Origin of the sequence: Parasphingorhabdus sp. DH2-15, assembly GCF_051668705.1 — a bacterium.
GTDB lineage: Bacteria > Pseudomonadota > Alphaproteobacteria > Sphingomonadales > Sphingomonadaceae > Alterisphingorhabdus.
Genome location: NZ_CP196351.1, coordinates 857,396 through 881,360, shown reverse-complemented (window position 1 = coordinate 881,360; position 23,965 = coordinate 857,396). Strand labels below are relative to the sequence as shown.

At 50.6% G+C, this 23,965-nt stretch carries 25 protein-coding genes and 1 tRNA gene; 12 read left to right on the top strand and 14 right to left on the bottom strand.

The genetic code is table 11. The annotated features are described in order from the left end of the window. Positions 1-5 precede the first annotated feature (5 nt). Complete coding sequence (locus ACR9YC_RS04105) at positions 6-158, bottom strand: hypothetical protein (RefSeq protein ID WP_438730228.1); 153 nt, start codon at positions 156-158, stop codon at positions 6-8. Positions 159-334: 176 nt separating this feature from the next. On the opposite strand from ACR9YC_RS04105, the gene ACR9YC_RS04100 reads away from it, so the two are divergent. After that, positions 335-772: a PaaI family thioesterase gene (locus ACR9YC_RS04100; RefSeq protein WP_438730226.1), complete on the top strand. Its 438-nt coding sequence runs from the start codon at positions 335-337 to the stop codon at positions 770-772. Continuing rightward, a complete protein-coding gene (locus tag ACR9YC_RS04095) occupies positions 769-1,200 on the top strand; it encodes a PaaI family thioesterase (protein WP_438730224.1) in 432 nt (143 codons plus the stop codon). The genes ACR9YC_RS04100 and ACR9YC_RS04095 overlap by 4 nt, the downstream gene beginning before the upstream one ends. On the opposite strand, the gene ACR9YC_RS04090 is transcribed toward ACR9YC_RS04095, so the two are convergent. Genes ACR9YC_RS04090 through argH form a run of 4 tightly spaced genes read right to left on the bottom strand, consistent with a single transcriptional unit; the run spans position 1,166 to position 4,972 of the window. Further along, positions 1,166-1,963: a siroheme synthase gene (locus ACR9YC_RS04090; protein WP_438730221.1), complete on the bottom strand. Its 798-nt coding sequence runs from the start codon at positions 1,961-1,963 to the stop codon at positions 1,166-1,168. The genes ACR9YC_RS04095 and ACR9YC_RS04090 overlap by 35 nt on opposite strands. A gap of 15 nt (positions 1,964-1,978) precedes the next feature. Beyond that, positions 1,979-3,238: a diaminopimelate decarboxylase gene (lysA, locus tag ACR9YC_RS04085; RefSeq protein ID WP_438730219.1), complete on the bottom strand. Its 1,260-nt coding sequence runs from the start codon at positions 3,236-3,238 to the stop codon at positions 1,979-1,981. A gap of 49 nt (positions 3,239-3,287) precedes the next feature. Next, positions 3,288-3,542 carry a hypothetical protein gene (locus tag ACR9YC_RS04080; protein WP_438730216.1) on the bottom strand — a complete coding sequence of 85 codons (255 nt, stop codon included), beginning with the start codon at positions 3,540-3,542 and terminating at the stop codon, positions 3,288-3,290. Between the two features lie 23 nt (positions 3,543-3,565). After that, a complete protein-coding gene (gene argH / locus ACR9YC_RS04075) occupies positions 3,566-4,972 on the bottom strand; it encodes an argininosuccinate lyase (RefSeq protein ID WP_438730213.1) in 1,407 nt (468 codons plus the stop codon). On the opposite strand from argH, the gene ACR9YC_RS04070 reads away from it, so the two are divergent. After that, the gene (locus tag ACR9YC_RS04070; RefSeq protein ID WP_438730211.1) at positions 4,971-5,591 is read left to right on the top strand and encodes a TlpA family protein disulfide reductase; all 621 of its coding nucleotides are present in this window, start codon (positions 4,971-4,973) and stop codon (positions 5,589-5,591) included. The two genes, argH and ACR9YC_RS04070, sit on opposite strands and share 2 nt — an antisense overlap. A 136-nt stretch (positions 5,592-5,727) precedes the next feature. Here ACR9YC_RS04070 and ACR9YC_RS04065 read toward each other — a convergent pair. The 3 genes from ACR9YC_RS04065 to queF form a co-directional block, all read right to left on the bottom strand. Then, positions 5,728-5,803, bottom strand: a tRNA-Val gene (locus ACR9YC_RS04065). Positions 5,804-5,899: 96 nt separating this feature from the next. Continuing rightward, entirely contained in the window at positions 5,900-6,895 is a 996-nt protein-coding gene (locus ACR9YC_RS04060; RefSeq protein WP_438730208.1) for a winged helix DNA-binding protein, read from the bottom strand. A 112-nt stretch (positions 6,896-7,007) separates the two neighbouring features. After that, positions 7,008-7,505 carry a preQ(1) synthase gene (gene queF / locus ACR9YC_RS04055; protein WP_438730205.1) on the bottom strand — a complete coding sequence of 166 codons (498 nt, stop codon included), beginning with the start codon at positions 7,503-7,505 and terminating at the stop codon, positions 7,008-7,010. Between the two features lie 153 nt (positions 7,506-7,658). Between queF and ACR9YC_RS04050 the strand changes: the two genes are divergently transcribed. The 4 genes from ACR9YC_RS04050 (at position 7,659) to ACR9YC_RS04035 (ending at position 12,857) form a co-directional block, all read left to right on the top strand. After that, complete coding sequence (locus ACR9YC_RS04050) at positions 7,659-9,200, top strand: cryptochrome/photolyase family protein (protein ID WP_438731592.1); 1,542 nt, start codon at positions 7,659-7,661, stop codon at positions 9,198-9,200. Between the two features lie 181 nt (positions 9,201-9,381). Next, on the top strand, positions 9,382-10,218 hold the full coding sequence (sseA, locus tag ACR9YC_RS04045; protein ID WP_438730203.1) for a 3-mercaptopyruvate sulfurtransferase: 837 nt from the start codon (positions 9,382-9,384) through the stop codon (positions 10,216-10,218). A gap of 93 nt (positions 10,219-10,311) precedes the next feature. After that, complete coding sequence (gene metC, locus ACR9YC_RS04040) at positions 10,312-11,538, top strand: cystathionine beta-lyase (protein WP_438731590.1); 1,227 nt, start codon at positions 10,312-10,314, stop codon at positions 11,536-11,538. Next, positions 11,535-12,857 (top strand): mechanosensitive ion channel family protein, encoded by a 1,323-nt coding sequence (locus ACR9YC_RS04035; RefSeq protein WP_438730200.1) that lies wholly within the window; start codon positions 11,535-11,537, stop codon positions 12,855-12,857. Before metC ends, ACR9YC_RS04035 begins: the two co-directional genes overlap by 4 nt. Before the next feature lie 32 nt (positions 12,858-12,889). On the opposite strand, the gene ACR9YC_RS04030 is transcribed toward ACR9YC_RS04035, so the two are convergent. The 3 genes from ACR9YC_RS04030 to ACR9YC_RS04020 all read right to left on the bottom strand — a co-directional run bounded on the left by ACR9YC_RS04030 (position 12,890) and on the right by ACR9YC_RS04020 (position 14,827). Next, entirely contained in the window at positions 12,890-13,666 is a 777-nt protein-coding gene (locus ACR9YC_RS04030; protein WP_438730197.1) for a hypothetical protein, read from the bottom strand. Between the two features lie 157 nt (positions 13,667-13,823). Continuing rightward, a complete protein-coding gene (locus ACR9YC_RS04025; RefSeq protein ID WP_438730194.1) occupies positions 13,824-14,264 on the bottom strand; it encodes a DUF1330 domain-containing protein in 441 nt (146 codons plus the stop codon). A gap of 26 nt (positions 14,265-14,290) precedes the next feature. After that, positions 14,291-14,827 (bottom strand): GNAT family N-acetyltransferase, encoded by a 537-nt coding sequence (locus tag ACR9YC_RS04020; RefSeq protein ID WP_438730191.1) that lies wholly within the window; start codon positions 14,825-14,827, stop codon positions 14,291-14,293. A 174-nt stretch (positions 14,828-15,001) separates the two neighbouring features. Here ACR9YC_RS04020 and ACR9YC_RS04015 point away from each other — a divergent pair, with 174 nt between their 5' ends. Continuing rightward, positions 15,002-15,223 carry a hypothetical protein gene (locus tag ACR9YC_RS04015; protein ID WP_438730188.1) on the top strand — a complete coding sequence of 74 codons (222 nt, stop codon included), beginning with the start codon at positions 15,002-15,004 and terminating at the stop codon, positions 15,221-15,223. Positions 15,224-15,291: 68 nt separating this feature from the next. Next, positions 15,292-16,203 (top strand): EamA family transporter RarD, encoded by a 912-nt coding sequence (gene rarD / locus ACR9YC_RS04010; RefSeq protein ID WP_438730185.1) that lies wholly within the window; start codon positions 15,292-15,294, stop codon positions 16,201-16,203. A gap of 13 nt (positions 16,204-16,216) precedes the next feature. Here the strand turns inward: rarD and pyrC are convergent, their stop codons facing one another. Then, entirely contained in the window at positions 16,217-17,254 is a 1,038-nt protein-coding gene (gene pyrC / locus ACR9YC_RS04005) for a dihydroorotase (protein ID WP_438730183.1), read from the bottom strand. Between the two features lie 64 nt (positions 17,255-17,318). On the opposite strand from pyrC, the gene ygfZ reads away from it, so the two are divergent. Continuing rightward, positions 17,319-18,092, top strand: a complete 774-nt coding sequence (ygfZ, locus tag ACR9YC_RS04000; protein WP_438730181.1) for a CAF17-like 4Fe-4S cluster assembly/insertion protein YgfZ — start codon at positions 17,319-17,321, stop codon at positions 18,090-18,092. A gap of 149 nt (positions 18,093-18,241) precedes the next feature. Continuing rightward, on the top strand, positions 18,242-18,871 hold the full coding sequence (locus ACR9YC_RS03995) for a TetR/AcrR family transcriptional regulator (RefSeq protein WP_438730178.1): 630 nt from the start codon (positions 18,242-18,244) through the stop codon (positions 18,869-18,871). An 18-nt stretch (positions 18,872-18,889) separates the two neighbouring features. Here ACR9YC_RS03995 and ACR9YC_RS03990 read toward each other — a convergent pair whose 3' ends face one another. Together ACR9YC_RS03990 and acnA are read right to left on the bottom strand one after the other, a co-directional pair. After that, the gene (locus ACR9YC_RS03990) at positions 18,890-20,449 is read right to left on the bottom strand and encodes a DUF389 domain-containing protein (RefSeq protein WP_438730175.1); all 1,560 of its coding nucleotides are present in this window, start codon (positions 20,447-20,449) and stop codon (positions 18,890-18,892) included. 9 nt (positions 20,450-20,458) lie between these two features. Next, positions 20,459-23,137: an aconitate hydratase AcnA gene (acnA, locus tag ACR9YC_RS03985; RefSeq protein WP_438730171.1), complete on the bottom strand. Its 2,679-nt coding sequence runs from the start codon at positions 23,135-23,137 to the stop codon at positions 20,459-20,461. Positions 23,138-23,403: 266 nt separating this feature from the next. Here acnA and ACR9YC_RS03980 point away from each other — a divergent pair, with 266 nt between their 5' ends. Then, positions 23,404-23,964 (top strand): hypothetical protein, encoded by a 561-nt coding sequence (locus ACR9YC_RS03980; protein WP_438730168.1) that lies wholly within the window; start codon positions 23,404-23,406, stop codon positions 23,962-23,964. Position 23,965: the final 1 nt, after the last annotated feature.

Below are 23,965 nucleotides of genomic sequence, written 5' to 3'. Positions count from 1 at the left end.
AACGATCAGAAACCGAGAGCCAGATCTTGTGCTTCAAAGATATAAATTGCGAGAATGAGCCAAAGGTCGTCACCAGCGATCATGGGTGCTGAGTCCATCACCATAGAACCAAAATTCGCGACTTTCTCAGTCAATTCAGGAATGTCTGCCAGGTTCATAAAGTCTTCTCCTTTATCTTCATGTTAAGATGCGATGTGCAAATTCTTGGGAATTCGCGCCTTCATGGTTATGGAGAAACAGACCGAGCCGCTAATGAAGTTCGGGACATAAAAATGAACATATTATGCGAAGGGGAGTTTGATAAAATTCTCCTTATAAAAAGGATATTATCGGCATGGCCGACACGGAAAATTTTAACCCAAAGCAATGGATAGAAGCCATTTCAAGCCATGGTCATGGCGGCCATATCGGCTTCGGATATCATGACCATGGCGATGACTGGGTGGAATTGGCCCTGCCTTGGCGCAAAGAGTTGGTCGGTGATGAGTCGACCGGTATATTAGCATCGGGGCCCATCATCAGCATGATGGACAACGCCACTAGCCTTTCCGTTTGGGCAAGACTGGGTAAATTCCGGCCACAAGTCACGCTTGATCTGCGCGTCGACTATATGCGTGCAGCAGAACCCAATAAAATCGTGTACGGGCGCGGCGAATGTTACCAAATCAAACGATCAATCGCATTTGTGCGCGGCATAGCCCATCATGGTGATTTGGATGACCCCATCGCCCATGTTGCAGGAACTTTTATCAATATGGATGTAACGGCATGACCACGGAATATAGCAATGTCGAAGCAATAGCCCGCCAATTACCACCATTTGCGCATCATATGGGTATGCGCATCCATGGCTTTGAAGATGATCTGCCTGTTATTTGTTATGATTTTAACAATGGCGTTATGGGCCGTCCGGGGTTTGTGCATGGTGGCGCATTGTCGGGGCTGCTGGAAATGGCCGCATTTTCTGCGTTGCGGGTGGTTCTGGCCAATGCCGGACGCGCCGACCAGATGAAACCGGTCAACATTACTATCGACTTTATGCGCGGCGGCCGTGAACATACAACTTATGCCCTAGGGCAAGTCACCAGATTGGGACAGCGCGTTGCCAATGTAGAGAGTTTTGCTTGGCAAATGGACAGGCGCAAACTGATTGCTTCCTCACGCCTCAATTTTCTGTTGCGGCCGCAGTCAGGCGAATAATCAGAGCGTCAGCGGGAAGGTCATGATCGCGGTCATGGCCATGATCTGGGCCGGGCAATATATCGGCATCAGCCCTTATCCGCGCCATAATAGCCGCACCGACACTGCCAATTGTTATAACATAATCAGCACTGGCTAACAGTCGTGCTTGCTTTAATGTCAGATCATCAGGGTCATTGCTGGCCAAATCAATCTGTTCAATTCCGATTTGGCGCTTATCCCCGCCTTCTGCCAGCCAGTCATTAACTGCATCGTTTTTTATATCACCAAAAGGGTCGAGCGGTCCGCCGGGTTGAAGCGCAGCATCAATGGCTTGCCGCCGCTCACGACCATCCGGCCAAGTGTCTTTAATAGCGGGCCGTGCAGCGAACAGACCTTTCGCCAATGCGCCCAAAGTTTCTGGCAATAGCGCTTCCAATCGCTGACGCAGCGCCTTGGCCAGACCTGCAGAGGCCCCGCCAGTTCCTATGGCAATAGTCACCGGGTTGCGATCAACAATAGCGGGAGTGGTAAAATCACATAGTGCCGGACGGTCAACGACATTGATGAGCAATCCGCGGGCTCTGCACCGCGCAACGGCGGCATGTGCCGCGTCATCATCTTCTTCCGCTATCACTACAATCTTTGAGCAGGGGTGGAATTCGCCAACAATGATAGCCCCTGCACGCTGATAAAGACGCCGTTTTGCATCCGCAGCAGGCCCCTCACCTATCAAGATAACAGGCTGGGCCTGAAGCTCCAAAAAGATCGGAAAGCTGCGCATGAGTGAGACTTTCGCTTAATCCAGCCAATCCGGCAAGCGCTCCGCTGCCATAATTGTAGCGGGGTCAATCCGGTCCGCGACCAAAGCATGTTGATCGCCATCTACCAATATTTCCGGCACCAAGGCGCGGCTATTATAGGTGCTGGCCATTGTGGCCCCATATGCCCCTGCGGTGCGGAAAATTGCCAGATCACCAGCCTTGACCGCGCCTATGGGCCTATTGCGTGCAAATGTGTCCCCGGTTTCGCAAATAGGACCGACAATATTGGCCATCATATTGGTGCCATCAGGCTGTACCGGGACAAAATCATGATAGGCATCATATAGTGCCGGACGCGCCAAATCATTCATAGCGCCATCGACCACCACGAACGGGTCGCCATGGCCTTGTTTCACACGAATGACACGGGTCAGCATAACACCAGCATTACCGGCAATCACTCGGCCAGGCTCAAACATCAACGTCACATCCCAATTGCGGGTTACATCTGCCACCATAGCGCCATATTCTGCCGGACTTGGCGGCACTTCACCGTCTTTATACGGCACACCGATGCCGCCGCCTAGGTCAACATGGCTGATGGTCAAGCCGCGTTCACGCAATTGCTGCACCAGATTACCGACCCGTTCAAAGGCCATCTTTAACGGATTGAGTGAGAGCAATTGACTGCCAATATGCACCGCAACACCGCGCATATTCAGAGAGGAGTGCCCCGCCAGTTCAGCGAAAATATCCGCGGCATGGTCAATGGCGACGCCAAATTTATTCTCTGCCTTGCCAGTGGAGATTTTGGCGTGGGTCGCGGCATCAACATCCGGATTGATGCGCAGCGTAACCGCAGGGCACTTGCCCATTTCTGCAGCTATGGCCGCCAGTTCATGGCCCTCTTCAATCGACTCAATATTAAACTGGCCAATATCAGCCTTAAGGCCATCACGCATTTCTGCAGCCGTTTTACCAACGCCGGAAAAAACAATATCTTCTGCGGCCATGCCTGCGGCCAATGCGCGCGCCAACTCACCACCAGACACAACATCTGCGCCATAGCCTTCTTTTGCCAAGATACGCAAAATCGCCAGATTCGGGTTGGCCTTTACGGCAAACGCGCAATGCACTTTTGGTAAAGCAGATAAGCCTTCACGAAACACACGCGCATGGCGGCGCAGCGTTCCGGCCGAATAGATATAGCAGGGCGTTCCATATGTCTCTGCCAATACGGTCAATGGCAGGTTTTCGGCATGGATGATGCCGCCTTTTAATTGAAAAAAGTCCATAGCGTGGCTCGTAATTTGATTGTTTTAAGAGATAATCGCTGTACGAAAATTATTCTGGCGGCATGTCGAATTCATCATCTTCACGCACTTCGGAACGACGGCGCAGTTCTACGCTCCTGTCGGGCCGTGCTTGCGTTGATGTTTCCAGCAATCTGGTTGAATCCGGCGTTTCCCTCGCAGCATAAGGCGCAGGCGGCAAACTATCGCCAGCCTTAGCGACCAAGGGTTTGGAATTGCCGCATGACGCCAGTAACGGCACAGCACATAGCAAAGCCATGACAGATATATATGGTTTAGATGCCATTACCGTTCCCTCCAATATGGGGCTTAATCTGCGAGACGCTGCTGCGCCGCTTGAATTTGCTGCATTACCTGATCAGGTGCGGTTCCGCCATAGCTGTTTCGGCTGCGTACAGATGCATCGAGCGACAGAGCATCAAAAATGCGCTCATCAATACGCGAATCAACCGCTTGCATATCCGCTAGAGCCAATTGATCGAGCGGCACAGACTGCTCTTCTGCCATACGGACAATAGCGCCGGTAATATGATGTGCTTCACGGAATGGAATGTCCGCTTGACGCACCAGCCAATCAGCCAAATCGGTGGCGCTGGCATAGCCTTGTTCTGCGGCACTGCGCATTGCGGCAGGAACAAACACCGCTTCATCGACCAAGCCTGTCATCGCTGCAATGCAAAGGCCTAGGAGTTTTTCTGCCTCAAATACTGGCGGTTTGTCATTCTGCATATCCTTGGAATACGCCAAGGGAAGCCCCTTCATGCTGATCATTAGGGCATTTTGGCAGCCAATAATTCTGCCTGCATGAGAGCGCACAAGCTCGGCGGCATCTGGGTTGCGCTTTTGCGGCATGATGGAAGAACCGGTCGAAAAACTGTCCGGCAATTGCAGAAATCCAAAAGGTTGGCTGGCCCAGAGGATAATTTCTTCGGCAAGCCGCGAAAGGTGCAAGGCGCATTGGCATGCAGCAGTTAAGAAATCCAGAGCAAAGTCACGGTCCGACACGGCATCAAGGGAATTGGCCATGGGTGCATCAAAGCCCAGGGCTTCACTGGTCATATGACGGTCTATAGGAAAGCCAGTTCCGGCAAGGGCCGCGGCTCCCAAAGGGCTCTGATTGGTCCGCATATACGCATCGGCAAAGCGCTGACGGTCCCGCGATATCATCTCAAAATAGGCCAGCAAATGATGGCCCAATGTCACAGGCTGCGCGGTCTGCAAATGGGTAAAGCCCGGCATGATGCTGTCATGATGCTCTTCTGCACGGCGCAACAATATATGCTGAAACTGCAGCAATGCCGCATCCACTGATGCAATGGCATCGCGCACCCAAAGGCGGAAATCGGTCGCTACCTGGTCGTTGCGTGAGCGCGCTGTGTGCAGCCGACCGGCCACATCACCAACAATCTCTCTCAGCCGCGCTTCAACATGCATATGCACATCTTCCAGTGCCAAGTCTTCGGTAATGCCGTCACGCTCAAACTCTTCGGCAATCTGGTTCAGGCCGTCAGTTATAGCTGCCATATCTTCGGTAGAAATAATTGCACATTTGCCCAACATCGCGACATGCGCTAGCGATCCTGTAATATCTTGTCGCCAAAGTGCCTTGTCGAAGGGTATGGAAGCATTTATCTCTTGCATTATAGCCGCTGGGCCGCCCGCAAAACGACCGCCCCACATATTATTGGCTGACATATTATTGGAGTTTTTACCCATGGTTTCTCGATTTTCCTCTGCTTTGCCTGTCCTGTCTATCGCAGCGGCCGCACTGATGCTTGCTAGCTGCGATACGCAATCCTCTGACACAGGGCAAGATGCGGATGTGGCCACAAATAGCGAAAGCGCAGTTGCTGCTGATGACGGTCCGCCACCGCACCCTGCATTTAGTGGGAAATTGGATATATCAAAGCGTGGCACAGCGGCCCCAGAGGCCGTTTTTGCTGCGCCTGATGGCAGCGCAGTGTCGCTGGCTGATTTTAAGGGCAAGCCCTTGCTGGTCAATCTATGGGCAACATGGTGCGCGCCATGCGTTGCGGAAATGCCGACCCTTGATGCGCTGGCCGAAAAAGATGATCGGTTAAATGTTCTGGTCGTATCGCAAGATCTGGAAGGCAATGCGAAGGTTTTGCCCTTTTTTGAAAAGGCGGAATTTACCAAGCTGAAACCTTATATTGACCCTGAAAATGGTCTGAACTTTGCTCTCGCTACAGGAATCATGCCCACGACAATTTTATATGATTCGCAAGGCATAGAAGTATGGCGCATGTTGGGCGGAATGAACTGGAACGGTCCGCGCGCTGCGGCCATGATGGAAGATACATTGGCCGGTTCATAACCAATAAATTATCCAAAGGTGCTAGACAAACCCGATCAATGGTGTGCTGTCCATTCGCTGTACACTGCCAATAGAGACTAAGACAGTTCTGATTGACGATAAGGGCCGAAACTTAAGATATAAGGGGGTTTGGAAATGGTGGGCGATGACAGGCTCGAACTGCCGACCCTCTCGGTGTAAACGAGATGCTCTACCAACTGAGCTAATCGCCCATTTCCATTGGAGAAGCGGCTAAATACGCCATCCGCCAACAAAATCAAGACCAGTTTTTACCCAAACCACATTTATTCGTGTTTATGCTGCTAGGCTTAGAGGAGTGAGGCGTCATCTAAAGCAATATTATCAAGATAACTTTGCATGGTTTTTAGAGCCTTAGCCGAAAGACGCATATAGACGCGGCGGCGATCGATAGGGTCGGCCTCTCGCTCCAACCAGCCCGATTTGGTCATCAATTTCAGCCAACGCAGAGCTGTTGTCGGAGGTACGGCAGCCGCAATGCACAGGCTGGAAACCGCGACCTGACGCTCTTCCAGAAAGGCTGCATAAAGATCGAGCAAAATATCCCATGCTGGGTCAGCAAACAAATCATCGCCAAAAATATTATCCCGCCGGCGCCGTGCGGATATAATTCGCCTGACATCATTAGCGGAAAAATGACCTGTCTTGCCGTCATTTATCAACCATGGGGTATCATCTTTCTTACCACGAAAGCCATCTTTGGGGCTAGCAAGCCGCGTATCGCTGGCCCGTCCTCTTTCATTACTTCCGGTGCTGCCAGATGATGAAAGACGCTCCAACTGCTTGGCGAAACCATCCATCTGTTCGGTAAGGCGGCGCAACATAAAGGCAGTGTCTTCATCCTGTTCCGCCAGATTGCTGCGCCTTCTGGTGCTGAGCAATGCAGCGATGCGCTCTGCGCGAACATCACCGATGAGAATATCCGCCTCCAGCGATTCGGCCACTGGGAAAATATCATCCAATGCCTCAATGCTGATCTGCAAAATAATCACTGGCCGGTTTATTAGAGGTTGTAGAGCCAGCTTTTCCAACAATTGCTGCGCGATATGACTATGTTCATCACATTGCAGAACAAGCACATCCCAACCCATGCCAACAATATCAATATGGGCAGATAGAGGCGTGCTGGGCGCAGATGTTCCGTGAACGGCGATGATATCTTCTGTAATAAGAGTCGCCATGTCAGGAGATTCGCAGACAAGACCGACCGACACCGCCGTCTGATTGCCTGAAAACCTATCAAAACTGCGCCAATTTGCAGGTTTTGGAGCCATAACCATATTCATAAGAATCTCCCCTTCATTCTCATAATGTTCCACTTTCATAGCATGGAACAAAAAAAGATCAAGAGAAGAACATATGGTTGATTAGCAGCTATATTGATCCTTAGAGGAGGAATTATCCTCGGCCGCGATAGGGTGCCACTCCCTGATCAGGCAACCACAACCCCTCTGGCGGCGCACTTGATTGCCAGAAAATATCGATAGGGATGCCGCCACGCGGATACCAATAGCCACCAATACGCAGCCACTTTGGTTTCATTTCATCAAACAGTCTTTGGCCAATACCGACCGTGCAATCTTCATGAAAAGCCTGATGGTTGCGAAAGCTGCCAAAGAACAGCTTGAGCGATTTGGATTCAACAATCGTTTTATCCGGCGCATAATCGATGACCAGATGCGCAAAATCGGGCTGCGCAGTAACTGGGCACAGCGAAGTAAATTCCGGAGCTGCAAAGCGAACAAGATAGAGAGAGCCTGGCCGCGGATTGGGCACATAGTCCAGCACTGCATCTTCAGGCGCTTGTGGCAAAGCACTGTCTTGCCCCAAAAACTGCGGTGTCGCTTGGCGCGAACCGGGTGATTGAGAGCGGTTATTGTCATTTTCTTTGGTCATTCCCTCCCCATAAACAGCATCAGCCGCGCTGTCATCACTGCAATATTCTCATGCACGGGGATATAATAGCGGACCGGACCGTTAATGGCGCATATTGTTATCGCCCGTGTAATTTATCGCATCATCATTTATCGCCACCATATTGAGACCCAAATGCCTGCAAAAACTCTCATCCCCCTTTTGGGCGATCAATTGTTCTTATCGATTAGTTCTCTGGCCGACCAAGACCCTGACAATTGTATCATCCTGATGATGGAGCTGGCAGACGAGACCAGCTATGTGCGGCACCATAAAGCCAAAATTGCATTAATATTGTCCGCTATGCGTCACCATGCAGATGCATTGTGCGAGCGTGGATGGCAGGTCGACTATGTGAAGCTGAAAGATGAAGGCAATAGCGGCAGTTTTACTGGTGAAATTGCCCGCGCGCTGGAGCGATACGATATTGACAATATTCGCGTAACCGAGGCCGGAGAATGGCGTGTCATGGCCGAAATGGAGAATTGGGGCGAGCGCTTTGACCAAAAGGTCACCATCTGCCCTGATGACAGGTTTTTGTGTAGCCATGATGAATTTGCCAATTGGGCAGAGGGCAAGAAGCAGCTGCGCATGGAATTTTTCTATCGTGAAATGCGCCGCAAGACAGGCATCTTATTGGATGATGATGGCAAGCCAGAGGGCGGAAAATGGAATTATGACAACGAAAATCGCAAGCCGCCCCCAATCGGTGATGGCGGCGATCTGTTAACGCCGAGGCCAATCCGCTTTCAGGCAGATGACATAACCCAGCAAATATTGTCTTTGGTCGAAGAGAATTTTGCTGATCATCCCGGCACGCTGGATAATTTTCATTTTGCCGTGACGCATGAAGAGGCGATGCGGCAAAAGCGTAATTTCCTGGACAATGCACTGGCCGATTTTGGCGATTATCAAGACGCTATGGTCACGGATGCGCCTTTTCTATGGCACTCCATATTGTCGCCCTACATCAATCTTGGCCTGCTGGACCCGGTTGATCTGTGCCGTGATGTTGAAGCGCGTTACCGCGACGGTAAAGCTCCGCTAAACGCTGCCGAGGGCTTTATCCGTCAGATAATCGGTTGGCGCGAATATGTGCGCGGGATTTATTGGCGGGAAGGCCCGGACTATACACGGCGCAACCATTTAAATGCGCAGCGCGACTTGCCCGATTTTTATTATACTGGCGACACCGATATGCACTGTGTGTCACAAGCGATAGGCCAGACGCTGGACCATGGTTATGCCCATCATATTCAAAGGCTTATGATTACCGGCAATTTCGCCATGCTGGTAGGTGTTGACCCCCATCAGGTGCATCAATGGTATTTGGAAGTTTATGTCGATGCTTATGAATGGGTGGAAGCACCCAATGTCGTGGGCATGAGCCAATATGCCGATGGCGGGATATTGGCGAGCAAACCCTACGCCTCTAGTGGCGCCTATATTAACCGGATGAGTGATTATTGCGGACATTGTCGTTACAATGTGAAGACCCGCACCGATGATGATAGCTGCCCCTTCAACGCGCTGTATTGGGACTTTCTTGATCGCAATATCGATACACTAAAAGGCAATCCGCGCCTTGCTATGCCCTATCGCAATTGGGACAAAAAGGATGAAGATGAACAACAATTGTTGCGCAAACGCGCAAACAACTTTTTGAATTCGTTGTAAATTTGATACATATTGCAATTTGATTTGCAAAATGTGCAACTTTTGGAACCATTTGCTATCTGAGGGTTTTAATACACCTAACCTGTGGCTATGAATATAGCTATTAACTGGTTCGGATTCACAACGTTTTTGAATCAGACTTCAAAATGCAATGAAATCATTATCCTGGCAGGAGAAAACCATGGAATCGCTCGTTACTACAGAATGGCTTGCAGGCGAATTGGAAGCTACTGATTTGCGAATTATCGATGCCAGTAAATTTCTGCCAGATGCTGGCCGTGATGCGGCCGCAGAATATGAAGCAGGGCACATACCTGGCGCAGTATTCATGGATTTGGCCGAGTTAGTAGATAGCAACAGCGCCATTGAAAACACCCTGCCGCCTGCAGAAAAATTTGCCAGCCGTATGCAATCTTTGGGCTTAGGTGATGGCAGCCGCATCGTGCTTTATGATGATAGCCCTCTAAAATCCTCTGCCCGCGCTTGGTTCATGCTGACAATGTTTGGCGCACATGATGTTGCCATATTGGATGGCGGTATTGCCAAGTGGAAAGCCGAAGGTCGCCCGATTGAGCAAGGTAAGACCCAATTGCGCCACCGTCATTTCACTGTTTGGCAGGATGATAAAAATCTGCGCACTAAGGCCAATTTGTTGGCCAATCTACACAGCAAAGACGAACAGGTTATCGATGCACGTCCGGCAGCACGTTTTTCCGGTGCAGAAGAAGACCCACGCCCAGGCATCGCATCCGGTCATATTCCCGGATCACTAAACATCCCGCATTCCAGCCTTTTCAATGCTGATGGAACATGGAAGTCTGCTGACGAACTGAAAGCTGTGTTCACAGATGCAGGCGTCGACCTTGGCCAGCCTGTTATCACCAGTTGCGGCTCTGGCATGACAGCAACAGTCTTGATTTTCGCTATGCATCTTATCGGCAAAACCGATGCTGCTCTTTATGATGGCAGTTGGGCCGAATGGGGCGCCGATGCCGATACCCCAAAGGCTGCTGCCTGACCGTATCATGCTTCTGTTAGCCCTGAGCCTGTCAAAGGGTGCTTCTCTTTACTGACAAACGGGCTTTAACAGGTTCAGCCCTAGCGGAAAATAATATTGGCTGATTCAGGTACATCAAAGAACAGTGCTCCAGCAACCAAAGTGGTCAATGCAGGGCGCAAGAAAGAATGGACTGGCCAGGTTGTAAACACGCCTGTTTGGCGCGCCAGTACGCATCTTTATGACAGTTGTGCCGATTTACAGGCTGGCCCCAAAACAAATGAAGATGGCCGTTTCTTCTATGGGCGGCGAGGCTCCCCTACCCAATGGTCATTGGCTGAAGCGCTGACCCAGATGGAACCGGGCGCTCATGGCACTATCCTTTATCCTTCCGGTGTGGCCGCTATTGCCGGCTCTTTGCTGGCGGTGCTGAAGCCGGGCGATATATTGCTGATGAGCGATAATAGCTATGACCCCAGCCGCTCCATGGCCGACAATCTTCTCAAGACACTTGGCGTTACCACGCGTTATTTTGACCCGATGATGGGCAGCGATATTGCCGAACTCATCTGCGATAAGACCCGCGCCATATGGATGGAGACACCCGGCAGTCTTACCTTTGAAGTGCAGGATATTTCGGCCATATGCGCCGCAGCGAAATCCAAAAACCCGAATATTGTGACTTTGCTGGACAATACATGGGCAACATCACATTTTTATACCGCGCTGGAAAAAGGTGTGGACGTGGTCATGAACGCCTGCACCAAATATATTGTCGGGCATAGTGATGTCATGTTGGGCGCGGCCACAGCTGGCGAGAAATATTATCGCAAATTGCGCAGAACCGCACAGCAATTGGGGCATGTGGTTTCGCCCGATGATGCTTATCTGGCATCGCGCGGCCTACGCACATTAGATGTACGGTTAAAACAGCACCAGAAAAGTGCGTTATCCATCGCACAATGGCTTGCTACACAGGATGACGTTGCGCGGGTATTGCACCCAGCTCTGCCCTCCTGCCCCGGCCATGATATTTGGAAGCGCGATTTTACCGGCTCATCAGGGCTATTCTCCTTTGTCATGAAAGGTGGCAGCGCTGCAGCACGTAATGCTCTGATCGATGCATTAGAGCTGTTCGGCATTGGGTATAGCTGGGGCGGCTTTGAGAGTCTGGCTCTGCCGGTTGACCCCGCCCCTAACCGTAGCGCCACGCCATGGCCGCGCGAGGGGGATTCGCCTGAGGATCGCCACGTCGTCCGGCTTAATATCGGGCTTGAAGACCCATCTGATTTGCAAGCGGACCTTGCCAAAGGATTGGAAGCGTTTAGGCTGGCGTTATGATTGCTGGCTATATCTCACGTTTTCAGGATTTGATGGGCGAGACTCCTCGCCAATTGCAATATACCGAGGCTGGAATTGCGGCCGGCCTTACCATCTTGGCAATCACCATGGGTTGGATGCTGAGCCGCACATTGGGCCCTAAGCTAGCGGCCCTGTGGGAAGCGCGTGCGGGATATGAAAGCGAGATAGCGCGCAATCGCATTCGCGACATGGTGCGGCGGACCATAGAGGCCAGTCTGGTCGCGACACTCCTCTATCTGCATGGCTGGAGCCTTATAGCGGAAGTCATTCTAAGCCTGACATTGGCAATCAGCACCGGTTTGTTGGTAAATGATTTCGTCCGCGGCATAAGGTTGCCCAACTGGCTGGGCACGCTGCTGGGCTTGATCATCTTTTTCTCTATAGCTACCAGTTTTATTGATGGTATCACAGGATTGACCACGGCGCTGGACCGTGTCGGCTTTGATGTTGGTGAGCGTCGCATCTCGCTGCTTTCCATCACCACCATCTTGCTCACATTTTCCATCTTGGTTGCTATCGTTCGCTTAGCGAGCCGTGTAATCACGCACAGTATCAATAACACCACCCAATTTGATGCCGGGCAAAAACTGTTAATCCAAAAGATAGCGACGATCGTTCTGGTCATCGCCGCCTTCTTTATCGGTATGGATTTACTGGGCATTGACCTGACAGCGCTCAGCTTTTTCTCTGGTGCCTTCGGCTTGGCGGTAGGCTTTGGTCTGCAAAAGACCATTGGTAATCTGTTTGCCGGCATCATCCTGTTGATGGACCGGTCTATTAAGCCGGGCGACATCATTGTGGTGGGTGACAGTTTTGGCTGGGTCAACAAAATCGGCGTTCGCGCCGTTTCCGTTCTGACCCGTGATGGTAAAGAGCATTTGATCCCAAATGAGGATCTGATGACCAAAGAGGTCGAAAACTGGTCCTATTCATCCAACGATGTGCGTATGAAAATACCCATTGGTGTCAGCTATAAGAGCGATATGCGGCTGGTACAGAAATTGCTGTATAAGGCGGTCGAAGAAAGTCCGCGCATATTACGCAACCCTGCTGCAAAAGTTTGGATGCTCGAATTTGGAGATAATAGCGTCAATTTTGAAATTCGTGCTTGGATTAACGACCCGCAGGAAGGCGTTGGCAATGTTCGTGCCGATGTAATGATGCGCGTCTGGGACCTGTTTCAGGAACATGATATCGAAATACCTTTCCCGCAGCGTGATCTTCATCTCAAAGGGATGGCAGACGCAGGTGATCTGACCAAACGCATCAAAGCCAGCCAAAATGATGACGCTGAGTAAGTTTTATTTGAAGCGCTAATAGCTCTTAGTGACTAACGGCCTTTATTGGCAACAATATCAACTTCTGTAAGCCCGTTGCCAAGCTGGCGCATAAAGATAACAAACGCGGCATCATCGCTGTCACGCGCACCACCAAGCGTATGCTCACCATCACGCAATTGATATTCAGCAGAATATTTGTTGTTGCGCGCGCGGGTATAATAATAATCAGCAACGTCTTTTATCGCCACTTTTGTGGTAAATGTCACAGCACGGATATTGCAGCTACCATCGACGCCCGCAGCCTCTTTAACCACGGAACGCGGATACACCTTCATCGCAGGGGGCATACGGGTTGCCCATTTTGCATCGTAACTCAGCTTGGCATCACATGTAGCCGAACCATTTTTACCAGCCTGAATATCGGCTCGTGCGCCTAAGGTCACACCTGTGCGATTGCCTTCGCAGCCCAGACAATCCTCACCAGACATAATGGTGGGTTCCGGTGCGCTTAATAGTCCTTTGCTGCCGAGAGATTCCACAGCCGCCGCTTTACTGCCCTCTGCATCTGCAGTTGTCGGGCTGGGCTGAGCACCGCTATTCGGTCCACTCGGGTCAAGCGCATTGTTGACATTTCCAGCTTCAACCAAATCAGGATCAACCAGCAATTCATCTTCCAGTGCGCTGCTGGTTGCAGGGTCAATATTCGGTGTTTTGCTCTGGCCTTCTTCTTGGGTAACTCCGCAAGCACTCAAAGCCATTGCAGCCACGCCGACAAACAGAAAAGAACGACCGTTAGTCAAAAATCGCGTTTGCAGATTATATGTCATAGCGTTCAGCACCATTTTGAACCTCTTTGCAAAACCCGTAAATTTATGATTATCGCGGGCTAAATAGGCAATCAGAATATAATTAATCAACTGTTAGTTATTCCAAGGAAATTCTTAATTTTCTATTAGGAGAATAGGTTAATTCCCTACAGTCATATTACGCAAATGTCCCATTTTGGGAGGATACTTCGCCGCATCTGATCAGCCGTGATGTCGCAACAGCAGCTTGCCGGTGCTTGACCACTTCACGGTAAACTGGATCGGTCACCATCTCCAGAAAAGCGCCTGCATGGGGGTAGCGAGCAATGAACATCGCATCCCAATCTTCATGCTGAGGACCGGTCAAAACAGTTTCACATATCCCGCGCCAAATGATTGTGCCGCCAACGCGTTTAAATATCGGCCCGCTTTGCTCACCATATAAAGCATAGGCCTGCTCTCCGCTTAGCCCTTTGCCATATTCGTTATGGTCCTTGGCATAGGTGGCCACATCGCGAAAACGCACCTGATTGAGCATATTGATAGGCCTGTCACGCGGCAACGCCTTAAAAGCATCAAATTGCTCACGCAGCGGATCAACATAATATTCTTCACTCATTATCTGCCCCTCATTTGGTCAAATCCTTATGAGCGCGACCGCCATTGCGCGCGTGTTTGCCCATATTTGTCAACTCGTTCCTCATCAAATGGTGCTGGCAATGCGGTTGGTCCCAAATTTGTCGAGCCCAGTCGCTCTGCCAATTTTATCGATGCAATATTATCTGGCGCTATTGTATGAATGACATCTTCCCATCCCAGCAGATCAAAAGCATAATCCATACAGGCCTTTGCTGCTTCAAAGGCATAGCCCTTGCCAGCATATTCCGGCGCTACACCCCAGCCAATTTCCTTACCCGGCCAACCTACTGGTTCCCAGGGGCCTATACGCCCAATCCATTCTCCATTATCGCGCGATATCAATGAGAACATGGAAAAGCCGCGCAAATGCCAAGCACCAGCAATTGTCGACCATGACCGCCAAGCCTGTGCTTCATTCATCACCCCACCAATAAATTGCGTAGTGTCAGGGTCGCTGCTGAATTTCACAAAAGCCGGAAAATCCTCTTGAGACGGTGGCCGTAAAATCAGCCTTTCGGTTACCAATATCGGTCCGTTGATCATATTTTCTGGCCCCACCTTCTTAATATCATGGTCTTTTCTAACGCTTGGGCTTCTGCCTAAACCTTTTTCACAGGCCTATCATCACCATGCGCAAAATGACAGAGCGTGAACAGCATTCGACAAAAAGCTCTCAACCAGGTTGCACCCGTTCTGTATTACTCATATAATACAGATATGCTAAATATACTCTCTCTTATCATTGGTGTCGTAACACTTATCATGGCAGTTGTCGGTTTTGTGCCTTTTTTTGGTTCTCTAAACTGGCTCATTATTCCCTTCGCACTGATAGGTGTGCTCTTTGGTGCATTGTCGCGGTCCGATTCCGGTCGCAATCTTTGCTTGTTCGTCACGGTCATTTGTATCGTCAGACTGTTTCTTGGCGGCGGTATCTTTTAAGATTCCTCGCAATTGAGCTGAGCGATAAACGACGTGCAAACCAGCACGATTGCGCCTAAGTGCCATGCATGACGGACAATAGTGAATTTCGTACAGGCCTTTTGCACGCGCTTATAGCCTATATCATTTGGGGCTTTATGCCGCTGTTTTTTAAGCAGTTGGCTGAAATCTCACCCGTCCACGTCGTGTCTCATCGCATAGTTTGGGCAGTACCCATGTTGCTGGTCATGCTGGCACTGCGCGGCCGAATAGCGGAATATCTCGCGGTATTAAAAAGCCGCAAAGACACAATGATGCTGCTACTTAGTTCATTGCTGATAGCCACCAATTGGCTGGTCTATATTTATGCAGTCATGTCCGGGCAGATACTGGCTGCCAGCCTAGGCTATTTCCTCAACCCCTTGCTGAACGTTGTTTTGGGGATGGTGTTTTTCAAAGAGCGCTTGAACCGCGTGCAATGGCTGGCGGTAGCATTGGCGGCTATCGGCGTATGTATTTTGGCGCAGGAATCGCTGGACGGTATATGGATCAGCCTCACATTGGCCATCAGCTTCGGGGCATATGGCATGGTCCGCAAAATAGCATCGGTCAAAGCAGTGCCCGGACTATCGGTAGAGACCAGCTTGCTCTTCCCTATCGCATTAGGCTTTATCATTTGGGCGGGCTTTAACAGCGAAGCGCCGGGCCTTGGCTATTCCGTCAAGACAGATATCTTCCTAGTGCTTGGCGGGGCGATTACGGCCATACCTTTGCTATTCTTTGCCTCTGCAGCCAAAAAAATGCCACTCTCAACCTTGGGTTTCATTCAATATATAGGGCCAACAATTCAATTTATATTGGGTGTGTTCCTTTATAATGAGCCTTTGGCCGGCGCCCAGATTATCTGCTTCTCGCTGATTTGGCTTGCACTGATGATATATTCGACCGACGCCTATCTGGCTTCCCGCAGAATAGCCATAAACCAGCCAGTGAAGACCTAGCTTGCCTGACAGCTTAGCTGGCAATCTGCCAGTTAATAGTCTCACCAGCATGAAACGGCACCAGTTCTGCACCTGCAAGCACCAGTTTGTCATCAACGCTTATTGGTGTGCGCTGCAAAGTAACCGTACCTGTGTTGAGCGGTAATTCATAAAAATTCGGGCCGTGCACCGATGCGAAGCCTTCTAGCTTATCAAGCGCACCCTCTTCCTCAAACACGGTAGCATAGCTTTCCAACGCGAAAGGTGCATTGAAAATACCAGCGCAGCCGCAAGCAGATTCTTTTGCGGCAACCTCATGCGGCGCACTGTCTGTTCCCAAAAAGAATTTCGGCGACCCGCTGGTCGCGGCTTTGCGCAATGCCAAACGGTGCCGCTCTCGCTTGGCGATGGGCAAACAATAAGCATGCGGACGAATACCGCCTGCAAAAATGGCGTTCCGATTAATATGCAGATGCTGCGGCGTAATGGTCGCGGCGACATTCTCTCCGGTCGCCAGCACAAATTGTACGGCCTGTTCAGTCGTAATATGCTCAAAAACCACTTTCAGCCGCGGCATTTTTTCAACCAGTGATGACAAAATACGGTCGATAAAGACCGCTTCACGATCGAAAATGTCGATATCGCCATCCGTTACTTCACCATGGATCAGCAGCGGCATACCTATGTCCTGCATCACTTCCAAAGCCGGCATGAGGTTGTCAATATTGCTAACCCCATGTGCGCTGTTGGTGGTGGCATTGGCAGGGTATAATTTGGCGGCGGTGAATATTCCGCTCTCAAAACCTTGTCTCAGGTCTTTTGCATCAACACTGTCTGTCAAATAGCAAGTCATTAACGGCGTAAAGTTCAGCCCCTCTGGCACAGCAGCCAAGATGCACGCTCGGTACTCACTGGCTTGTTGTGAACTGGTAACCGGCGGAGACAGGTTGGGCATGACAATGGCGCGGGCAAATTGCCGTGCGGTATAGCCAATCACCGCCTGCATCATGGCACCATCGCGCAAATGAAGATGCCAGTCATCCGGCTGCCTGATCGTCAACATATCTGTCATATCTTTATCCGTAGTTTGCACTGTGCGTCTTGGAAATGCTCTTGCGAAACCCTAATTACAGCAGATGAATGATACTGCAATCACCCAGACCGCAACATATTTGTCCAACCGCGCTGTTATCCGCCTATCGCCCTCAGATGAAGCAGAAAATATACGCGATTTTCTGCAAGGCCTAGTGACTCAGGACATGAACGCCATTGGCGACACAATGTGTTTATGGTCGGCGCTGTTATCAGCACAGGGCAAAGCATTGTTTGACTTTCTGCTATGGGCAGATGGTGATGATATACTGATTGATTGTGAGAAAGTCAGCGCCGAAGCACTTATTCGCCGTCTGTCTATCTATCGTTTGCGGCGCAAAATCACGATTGCTTTGGATGATAATCTGTCTGTGCATTGGTCGAAAACCGACCCCGGCAACAATGCTGTTGTTGATCCACGACTGGCAAGTCTTGGCTATCGCTGGCTAGACAGCGGCCCACAAGAAGCTGGTAATGCAGATGCTGACTGGTTGGCACATCGGTTGCAGCAGGGCATTGCCGAGGGGCAGATTGATTTCGGTCAGGAAAAAACACTTTGGCTCGAATGCAATGCCGAAGAACTAAACGGTGTCTCTTATACAAAAGGCTGCTTTATTGGGCAGGAAAACACTGCGCGCATGCACTATCGCAGCAAGGTCAACCGCAGGGTTGCGATTGTACCTATCGGTGTGGCGGATGAAAAGCGCGTGCGCCACATCTATGATGATGCGCAGCTGGCAGTCGTGCACGCTCCTGTCGACGATATGGCTGACTGGCCGCTCCCCGATTGGCAAAAAAGCGCTATACTGGCGGATTAAATTTGCAGGCCCATTATTGCATAGGTTCACTTTTCTGCACATGAGAGTGCAAAAATAATAATTGATAAATATTGTTATTTATCATCAAACTGCTATATGTGATTACACCAGTGACGTGAATGACTCGCAAATTGGCTAAGGATTACATAATGCCCCGTCCCCAGCTTGACCCAGAAATGATCCGCAACGAAATCATGGAAACCGCTGAAGAAATGATCCGTCAGCGCGGTGCCAGAGACTTTAGCGTCTCAGAAATCGCCGCAGCTTGCGACATGTCACAGTCCAACTTCTATCGCTATTTCGATTCCAAGGAAGCCTTTTACGAGGCGATGGCCGAACGTTGGTTCAAAGAACTTAACGCCATCATGGAAGATGTCATCGCTTCTGATGTTCCGGCAAAACAAAAGCTGTTCAACTTTTTCGATCAGCGCCTGACGGTAAAGCGCGCTCGGTTTGAAGACGACCCGAAACTGTTTGAAAGCTATATGGAAATTGGCGCAGAACATTTTGAGGTGATCCGCGGTTATATCGATTTAGCAGATCATTATATGGCCGTTATTGTTGCCGAAGCCATGGCTGAAGGCTATTTTGAAGGCATGGAGATTGACCATATTGTGTCATTGATCAATTTGATGATCCAGCCATTCGTCAACCCTGAAACAATGATGGGCCTCTGGTCAACGGCAACACCTGAGAATTTGCGCATTATTATAGACACATTGTTCAACGGCCTAAGAATGAACGTTGCACATCATGGTAATTTGCGCATCGCATCCTAAAGACTCTCAATATTGATTTTAAGATTCCGGCCTTGGCGCATCTGTATCCGGGGCCAACCATATAAAATTGACCCTGCTGTCACTGACATTGTTTGATCTGTTATAGACTGCTTCAACACCGTCTTCGCGCAGCCGTTCCAACACAATATTGGCAGCATCTTTGCTGCCCGTTACAGCGACCGGGCCATCGACTCGCTTGATCGCCCATAAAGCCAGTGCATAATTGGCATCATTTTCGGCAAGAGCGCCATCAGACAAGGAAACCCTAGGCAATGCCAGTGCTGGCGGCTCAACAATAAATGTCCATTCCGGATCACGCTTGCTCATGCGCTGCTCCAAAGCATAATAGCTGGCCATGGTAGCACCTGGTAGTGGCTTGGCCTTCGCGACAATCCGCTTCTTCGCTTGGTCGACAAATACATCATCACCGCTCACTCCGGCAACCAGAGCCAATGTATCTACCATGGACGCAATTCGGCGATCCCGCTCTACACTTTGCGCCTGCAATTTTGCAGCAGCCAATTCGGCATTTTGTACATCCTGATCATCAGTGCCAACGCGATATTGGTTGATAGCCACAGAAATGGGAACGCCCAGCTCTTGTGTCAGCAAGCGCTCAACTGTCTCACTGGCCTTTGGTTCAAGATCCGGTGTTAACACCGTCGCTTTTAAAGCAATGGGTTCGCTAACATAATCAATATCAAGCTGGCTTACCCGTGCTTTTTCACTAAAGGCACTGGCCACCACCGAATTGGCGCGGCGAATTGCGTTCGATTCCCATGCAACCTGCTGCAATGACAGCCCAAGCGGTACCGCGAGAACGACAAATACAACAATGGCAATAATGCTTTGCACCAAGGTTTGCTGTGCAGATAGGGCCGAACGAAAGCCGTTAAGCCGCGCCATTATAGCGGCGGTCAAGGCAATAGTCATCAGGTTGGTGAAAAACAGCAGCAAAGAGCCGCCCAATATAACGCCATTGCCCGTTGCTAATCCAAAGCCAACCACCGCAAGCGGCGGCATAAGGGCGGTGGCGATTGCGACGCCAACAATAGTGCCCTCCCGCCCCTTAATCATTGCATAGGCGCCTGCCAATGCAGAGAATAAGGCTACACCCAAGTCGAACAGATTGGGCCGTGTCCGTGCAGCAATTTCTTCTGTGACAGTGTCCAATGGGCTGATAAGCACAATCAAGGCACAAAATAATATGGCTACGATTATCCCGACCAGCAAGGCAATGCTGCATTCGCGCAGCCAGCGCACATCACCAATGGCCAGTGCAAAGCCAGCGCCCAATATTGGCCCCATAAGCGGCGATAAAAGCATGGCGCCAATCACCACCGCTGGCGATGACAATAGCAGGCCCAAAATGGCGATACCGGCCGACATACATGTCATAAAGACATAGCGGCCGGTGAGATAGGATTCACCGTGCACCTTATTTATCACGGCAACATGATCAATATCATGCACCGCATCCTGCCACCAATGCAGCAGCCAATGCATAGCCTCCCGCAAAGGGTCAACCTTGCCCGGGTCCTTTGCCTCGCTCTCGGGCAGAGGAGCTTTTAGCGCCACTGCTTCGCGTTATCCCGCAAGATTACGCAGCACATAATGCAAGATGCCACCGTTCAGGAAATATTCCATCTCATTCGCGGTGTCGATGCGGCACAATGTGTTGAAGGTTGCTGTGGTGCCATCGGCGCGGGTCATTTCAACCTCTACCGTCTGACGTGGGTCCAGATTGGCGACATTTTTGATGGTAAAACTTTCCGTACCATCAAGACCAAGCGTGTCCGCATCAACGCCATCGGCAAATTGCAATGGCAATACGCCCATGCCCACCAGATTGGACCGGTGAATACGCTCATAGCTTTTCACGATAACGGCTTTGACGCCCAGCAAATTGGTGCCTTTGGCCGCCCAATCGCGTGAAGACCCCGTGCCATATTGCTCACCGCCAATGACCACCAGGGCCTTGCCATCCGCTTTATGGCGCATCGCCGCATCATAAATCGGCATAATCTCGCCATCATATTTGGTGTAGCCGCCCTCTTTGCCATCAGCCATTTTGTTTTTGATGCGGATATTGGCAAAGGTGCCGCGCATCATAACATCATGGTTGCCACGGCGTGAGCCATAGGAATTGAAATCCTGCTTGGCGACCTGGTGGCTGGAGAGATATTCGCCCGCAGGGCTGTCTGCCTTAATGGCACCAGCAGGAGAGATATGATCGGTGGTGATGCTGTCACCCAATAGTGCCAATACTTTCGCGTCATTGATGTCGCCAATGGCTTCTGGCGTCATGGTCATGCCATCAAAATATGGTGGATTGGCGACATAGGTGGAACCTGCTGGCCAGCTATAGGTGTCGCTGCCCGTTACATCAATATCCTGCCAAGCCGCATCGCCATCATAGACATTGGCATAGCGGCTTTCGAACATCTCACGGCTCACTGCGCCTTGCATGGCGGCGGCAACTTCATCATTGGTGGGCCAGATATCTTTCAGATAGACATCATTGCCCTGCTGATCCTGCCCAATCGGCGTTTCATACATATCCTCGCGCACAGTGCCTTTCAGCGCATACGCCACCACCAATGGCGGTGATGCAAGATAGTTGGCGCGCACATCCTGCGACACGCGGCCTTCAAAATTCCGGTTGCCGGACAGTACCGAAGACACCACCAGATCATTGTCATTAATGGCCTTGCTGATCGGCGCAGGCAATGGCCCGCTATTGCCGATACACGTCGTGCAGCCATAGCCGACCAGGTTAAAGCCCAGATAGTTGAGGTCTTCGCTCAAACCGGCTTTGTCCAGATAGTCGGTCACCACCTGAGAACCCGGCGCCAATGAGGACTTAACCCAAGGCTTGCGCTGCAAACCTTTTTCGCGTGCTTTGCGGGCAACCAGGCCGGCCGCAATCAAAACGCTAGGGTTTGATGTGTTGGTGCAGCTGGTAATGGCAGCAATGGTGACATCGCCGTGACCAAGATCATAATCTTCGCCCTCAACCGCAACGCGGCCCTTGCTGTCATCAGTGTTAAATACTGCGCCCAGATCGGTGTTAAAACCTTCATCCAGGTCTGACATAGAAACCCGCTGCTGCGGCAGTTTTGGACCGGAAAGAGACGGCACAACGCTCGACATATCGAGCTCCAGCGTATTAGTATAGATCGCCTCTGGTGCATCATCAAAACGCCAAAAGCCCTGTTCCTTGGCATAGGCTTCGGTCAACGCAATTTCGCTTTCTGCACGGCCCGTCAGACGCAGATAATCCAGTGTCTTGTCATCAATCGGGAAGAAACCGCATGTTGCGCCATATTCCGGCGCCATATTCGCGATGGTCGCGCGATCGGCCAGTGACAATGCAGCAACGCCGGGGCCATAAAATTCTACAAAACGGCCAACAACGCCGACTTCGCGCAACATTTGTACGCAGGTCAGAACCAGATCGGTCGCGGTAATACCTTCGGCCAGTTCGCCAGTGAGTTTAAAGCCTACCACTTCAGGGATCAGCATAGATACTGGCTGACCCAGCATCGCCGCCTCTGCCTCAATGCCGCCGACACCCCAGCCAAGAACGCCCAGTCCATTGATCATTGTGGTGTGGCTATCTGTGCCGACACATGTGTCAGGATAGGCAACTTCTGTCCCGGCGCCATCTTTGCTGGACCATACGCCGCGCGCAATATGCTCCAGATTAACCTGGTGGCAAATGCCAGTTCCCGGAGGAACAACAGAGAAATTATCAAAGGCTTTAGAACCCCATTTCAGGAATTCATAGCGCTCCATATTGCGCTGATATTCCAACGCCACATTGTTATCAAAAGCCTGCGGTGTGCCAAATTCATCAACCATCACACTATGGTCAATCACCAAATGAACCGGAACCTGCGGGTTAATTTTCTGCGCATCACCGCCCAATGCTTTAATGCCATCGCGCATCGCCGCAAGATCCACAACAGCCGGAACGCCGGTAAAATCCTGCATCAGCACGCGCGCCGGACGATATTGAATTTCTGCTGTTGATTTTGCGTCTTTTTGCCAATCAACAACGGCCTGTGCATCTTTGGTGTCAACCGTATGGCCGCCATCTTCAAAACGCAGCATATTTTCCAGCAATACCTTCAACGTGTAAGGAAGCCGTGAAATATCACCCAATTTGTCGGCAGCTGCTTTGAGTGAATAAATGGTATAATCCGTGCCATTTACGCTCAACGTCTTGCGTGTACCAAGCGTATCATTTCCGGTCGTTGTCATTTTGGGCTCCATTTCTCAAGGATGCTAAAAGCGCGCACTAAGTCCTGTGCTTGAGAGCTTTTAAGTCAGGAATCATATTTTCGTTTCGCTTAGCCCATCACTGCAGCGGGTGCAATGGCAAGCAAGGCAGAGATGATAGCAATATATTTGTACATCAAACCCTGTTTTCAAAGCCCTTCACACTTTGTTAACCATATGCTGCGACAAGTTTTTCATAGGAAATATCTACGGCCTATTTTGGCCAATGAAGATAATGGAAAGTCGCTATGTTTCTGAAATATTCAAAGACCGGTTCTTCTGCTAGCGCGCTGTTTTACGCAGCCGCTCTTGCTGGTGCTGCGCTGACCGGCGGTTTGTTCGCTTCCGGCACAGCCAATGCGCAAGCACAAGTCACTCAACAACGCGCAACTGTCTCCATTCGCAGCGAAATCTGGGTTGAGCGTAATGTGAGCGAAAATGGTTCTGACAAAACGGAATTGCTGGACCCGAAAAAGGTCACGGTAATCCCGGGCGACAAGCTGATCATTTACAATTTTTATGAAAATGAAGGTTCTACCCCGCGCGATAATTATATTGCGACAAACCCGCTCCATCCGGCAATCGCCTTTGTCTCTGTAGATGAAGAATGGGCGCAAGTTTCTGTCGATGGCGGAAAGACATGGGGCAAATTGCCAGATCTAACCAAGCTGGAAACTGTTGCAGATGGCATAGAAAGCCAGAGCCGTGCAGCATCACCTGGTGATGTGACGCATGTACGCTGGCGCTTTACCAAGCCATTAGCACCCGGCGAAAAAGGCAGGCTGACATTTCGCGGCGTTGTCCGCTAAA

Bases quoted from the DNA above. Each gene is read 5' to 3' on its own strand.
- ACR9YC_RS04105 (WP_438730228.1), bottom strand. From the start codon at position 158: ATGAACCTGGCAGACATTCCTGAATTGACTGAGAAAGTCGCGAATTTT.
- ACR9YC_RS04100 (WP_438730226.1), top strand. From the start codon at position 335: ATGGCCGACACGGAAAATTTTAACCCAAAGCAATGGATAGAAGCCATT.
- ACR9YC_RS04095 (WP_438730224.1), top strand. From the start codon at position 769: ATGACCACGGAATATAGCAATGTCGAAGCAATAGCCCGCCAATTACCA.
- ACR9YC_RS04090 (WP_438730221.1), bottom strand. From the start codon at position 1,963: ATGCGCAGCTTTCCGATCTTTTTGGAGCTTCAGGCCCAGCCTGTTATC.
- lysA (WP_438730219.1), bottom strand. From the start codon at position 3,238: ATGGACTTTTTTCAATTAAAAGGCGGCATCATCCATGCCGAAAACCTG.
- ACR9YC_RS04080 (WP_438730216.1), bottom strand. From the start codon at position 3,542: ATGGCATCTAAACCATATATATCTGTCATGGCTTTGCTATGTGCTGTG.
- ACR9YC_RS04070 (WP_438730211.1), top strand. From the start codon at position 4,971: ATGGTTTCTCGATTTTCCTCTGCTTTGCCTGTCCTGTCTATCGCAGCG.
- argH (WP_438730213.1), bottom strand. From the start codon at position 4,972: ATGGGTAAAAACTCCAATAATATGTCAGCCAATAATATGTGGGGCGGT.
- ACR9YC_RS04060 (WP_438730208.1), bottom strand. From the start codon at position 6,895: ATGAATATGGTTATGGCTCCAAAACCTGCAAATTGGCGCAGTTTTGAT.
- queF (WP_438730205.1), bottom strand. From the start codon at position 7,505: ATGACCAAAGAAAATGACAATAACCGCTCTCAATCACCCGGTTCGCGC.
- ACR9YC_RS04050 (WP_438731592.1), top strand. From the start codon at position 7,659: ATGCCTGCAAAAACTCTCATCCCCCTTTTGGGCGATCAATTGTTCTTA.
- sseA (WP_438730203.1), top strand. From the start codon at position 9,382: ATGGAATCGCTCGTTACTACAGAATGGCTTGCAGGCGAATTGGAAGCT.
- ACR9YC_RS04035 (WP_438730200.1), top strand. From the start codon at position 11,535: ATGATTGCTGGCTATATCTCACGTTTTCAGGATTTGATGGGCGAGACT.
- ACR9YC_RS04030 (WP_438730197.1), bottom strand. From the start codon at position 13,666: ATGACATATAATCTGCAAACGCGATTTTTGACTAACGGTCGTTCTTTT.
- ACR9YC_RS04025 (WP_438730194.1), bottom strand. From the start codon at position 14,264: ATGAGTGAAGAATATTATGTTGATCCGCTGCGTGAGCAATTTGATGCT.
- ACR9YC_RS04020 (WP_438730191.1), bottom strand. From the start codon at position 14,827: ATGATCAACGGACCGATATTGGTAACCGAAAGGCTGATTTTACGGCCA.
- ACR9YC_RS04015 (WP_438730188.1), top strand. From the start codon at position 15,002: ATGCTAAATATACTCTCTCTTATCATTGGTGTCGTAACACTTATCATG.
- rarD (WP_438730185.1), top strand. From the start codon at position 15,292: ATGACGGACAATAGTGAATTTCGTACAGGCCTTTTGCACGCGCTTATA.
- pyrC (WP_438730183.1), bottom strand. From the start codon at position 17,254: ATGACAGATATGTTGACGATCAGGCAGCCGGATGACTGGCATCTTCAT.
- ygfZ (WP_438730181.1), top strand. From the start codon at position 17,319: ATGAATGATACTGCAATCACCCAGACCGCAACATATTTGTCCAACCGC.
- ACR9YC_RS03995 (WP_438730178.1), top strand. From the start codon at position 18,242: ATGCCCCGTCCCCAGCTTGACCCAGAAATGATCCGCAACGAAATCATG.
- acnA (WP_438730171.1), bottom strand. From the start codon at position 23,137: ATGACAACGACCGGAAATGATACGCTTGGTACACGCAAGACGTTGAGC.
- ACR9YC_RS03980 (WP_438730168.1), top strand. From the start codon at position 23,404: ATGTTTCTGAAATATTCAAAGACCGGTTCTTCTGCTAGCGCGCTGTTT.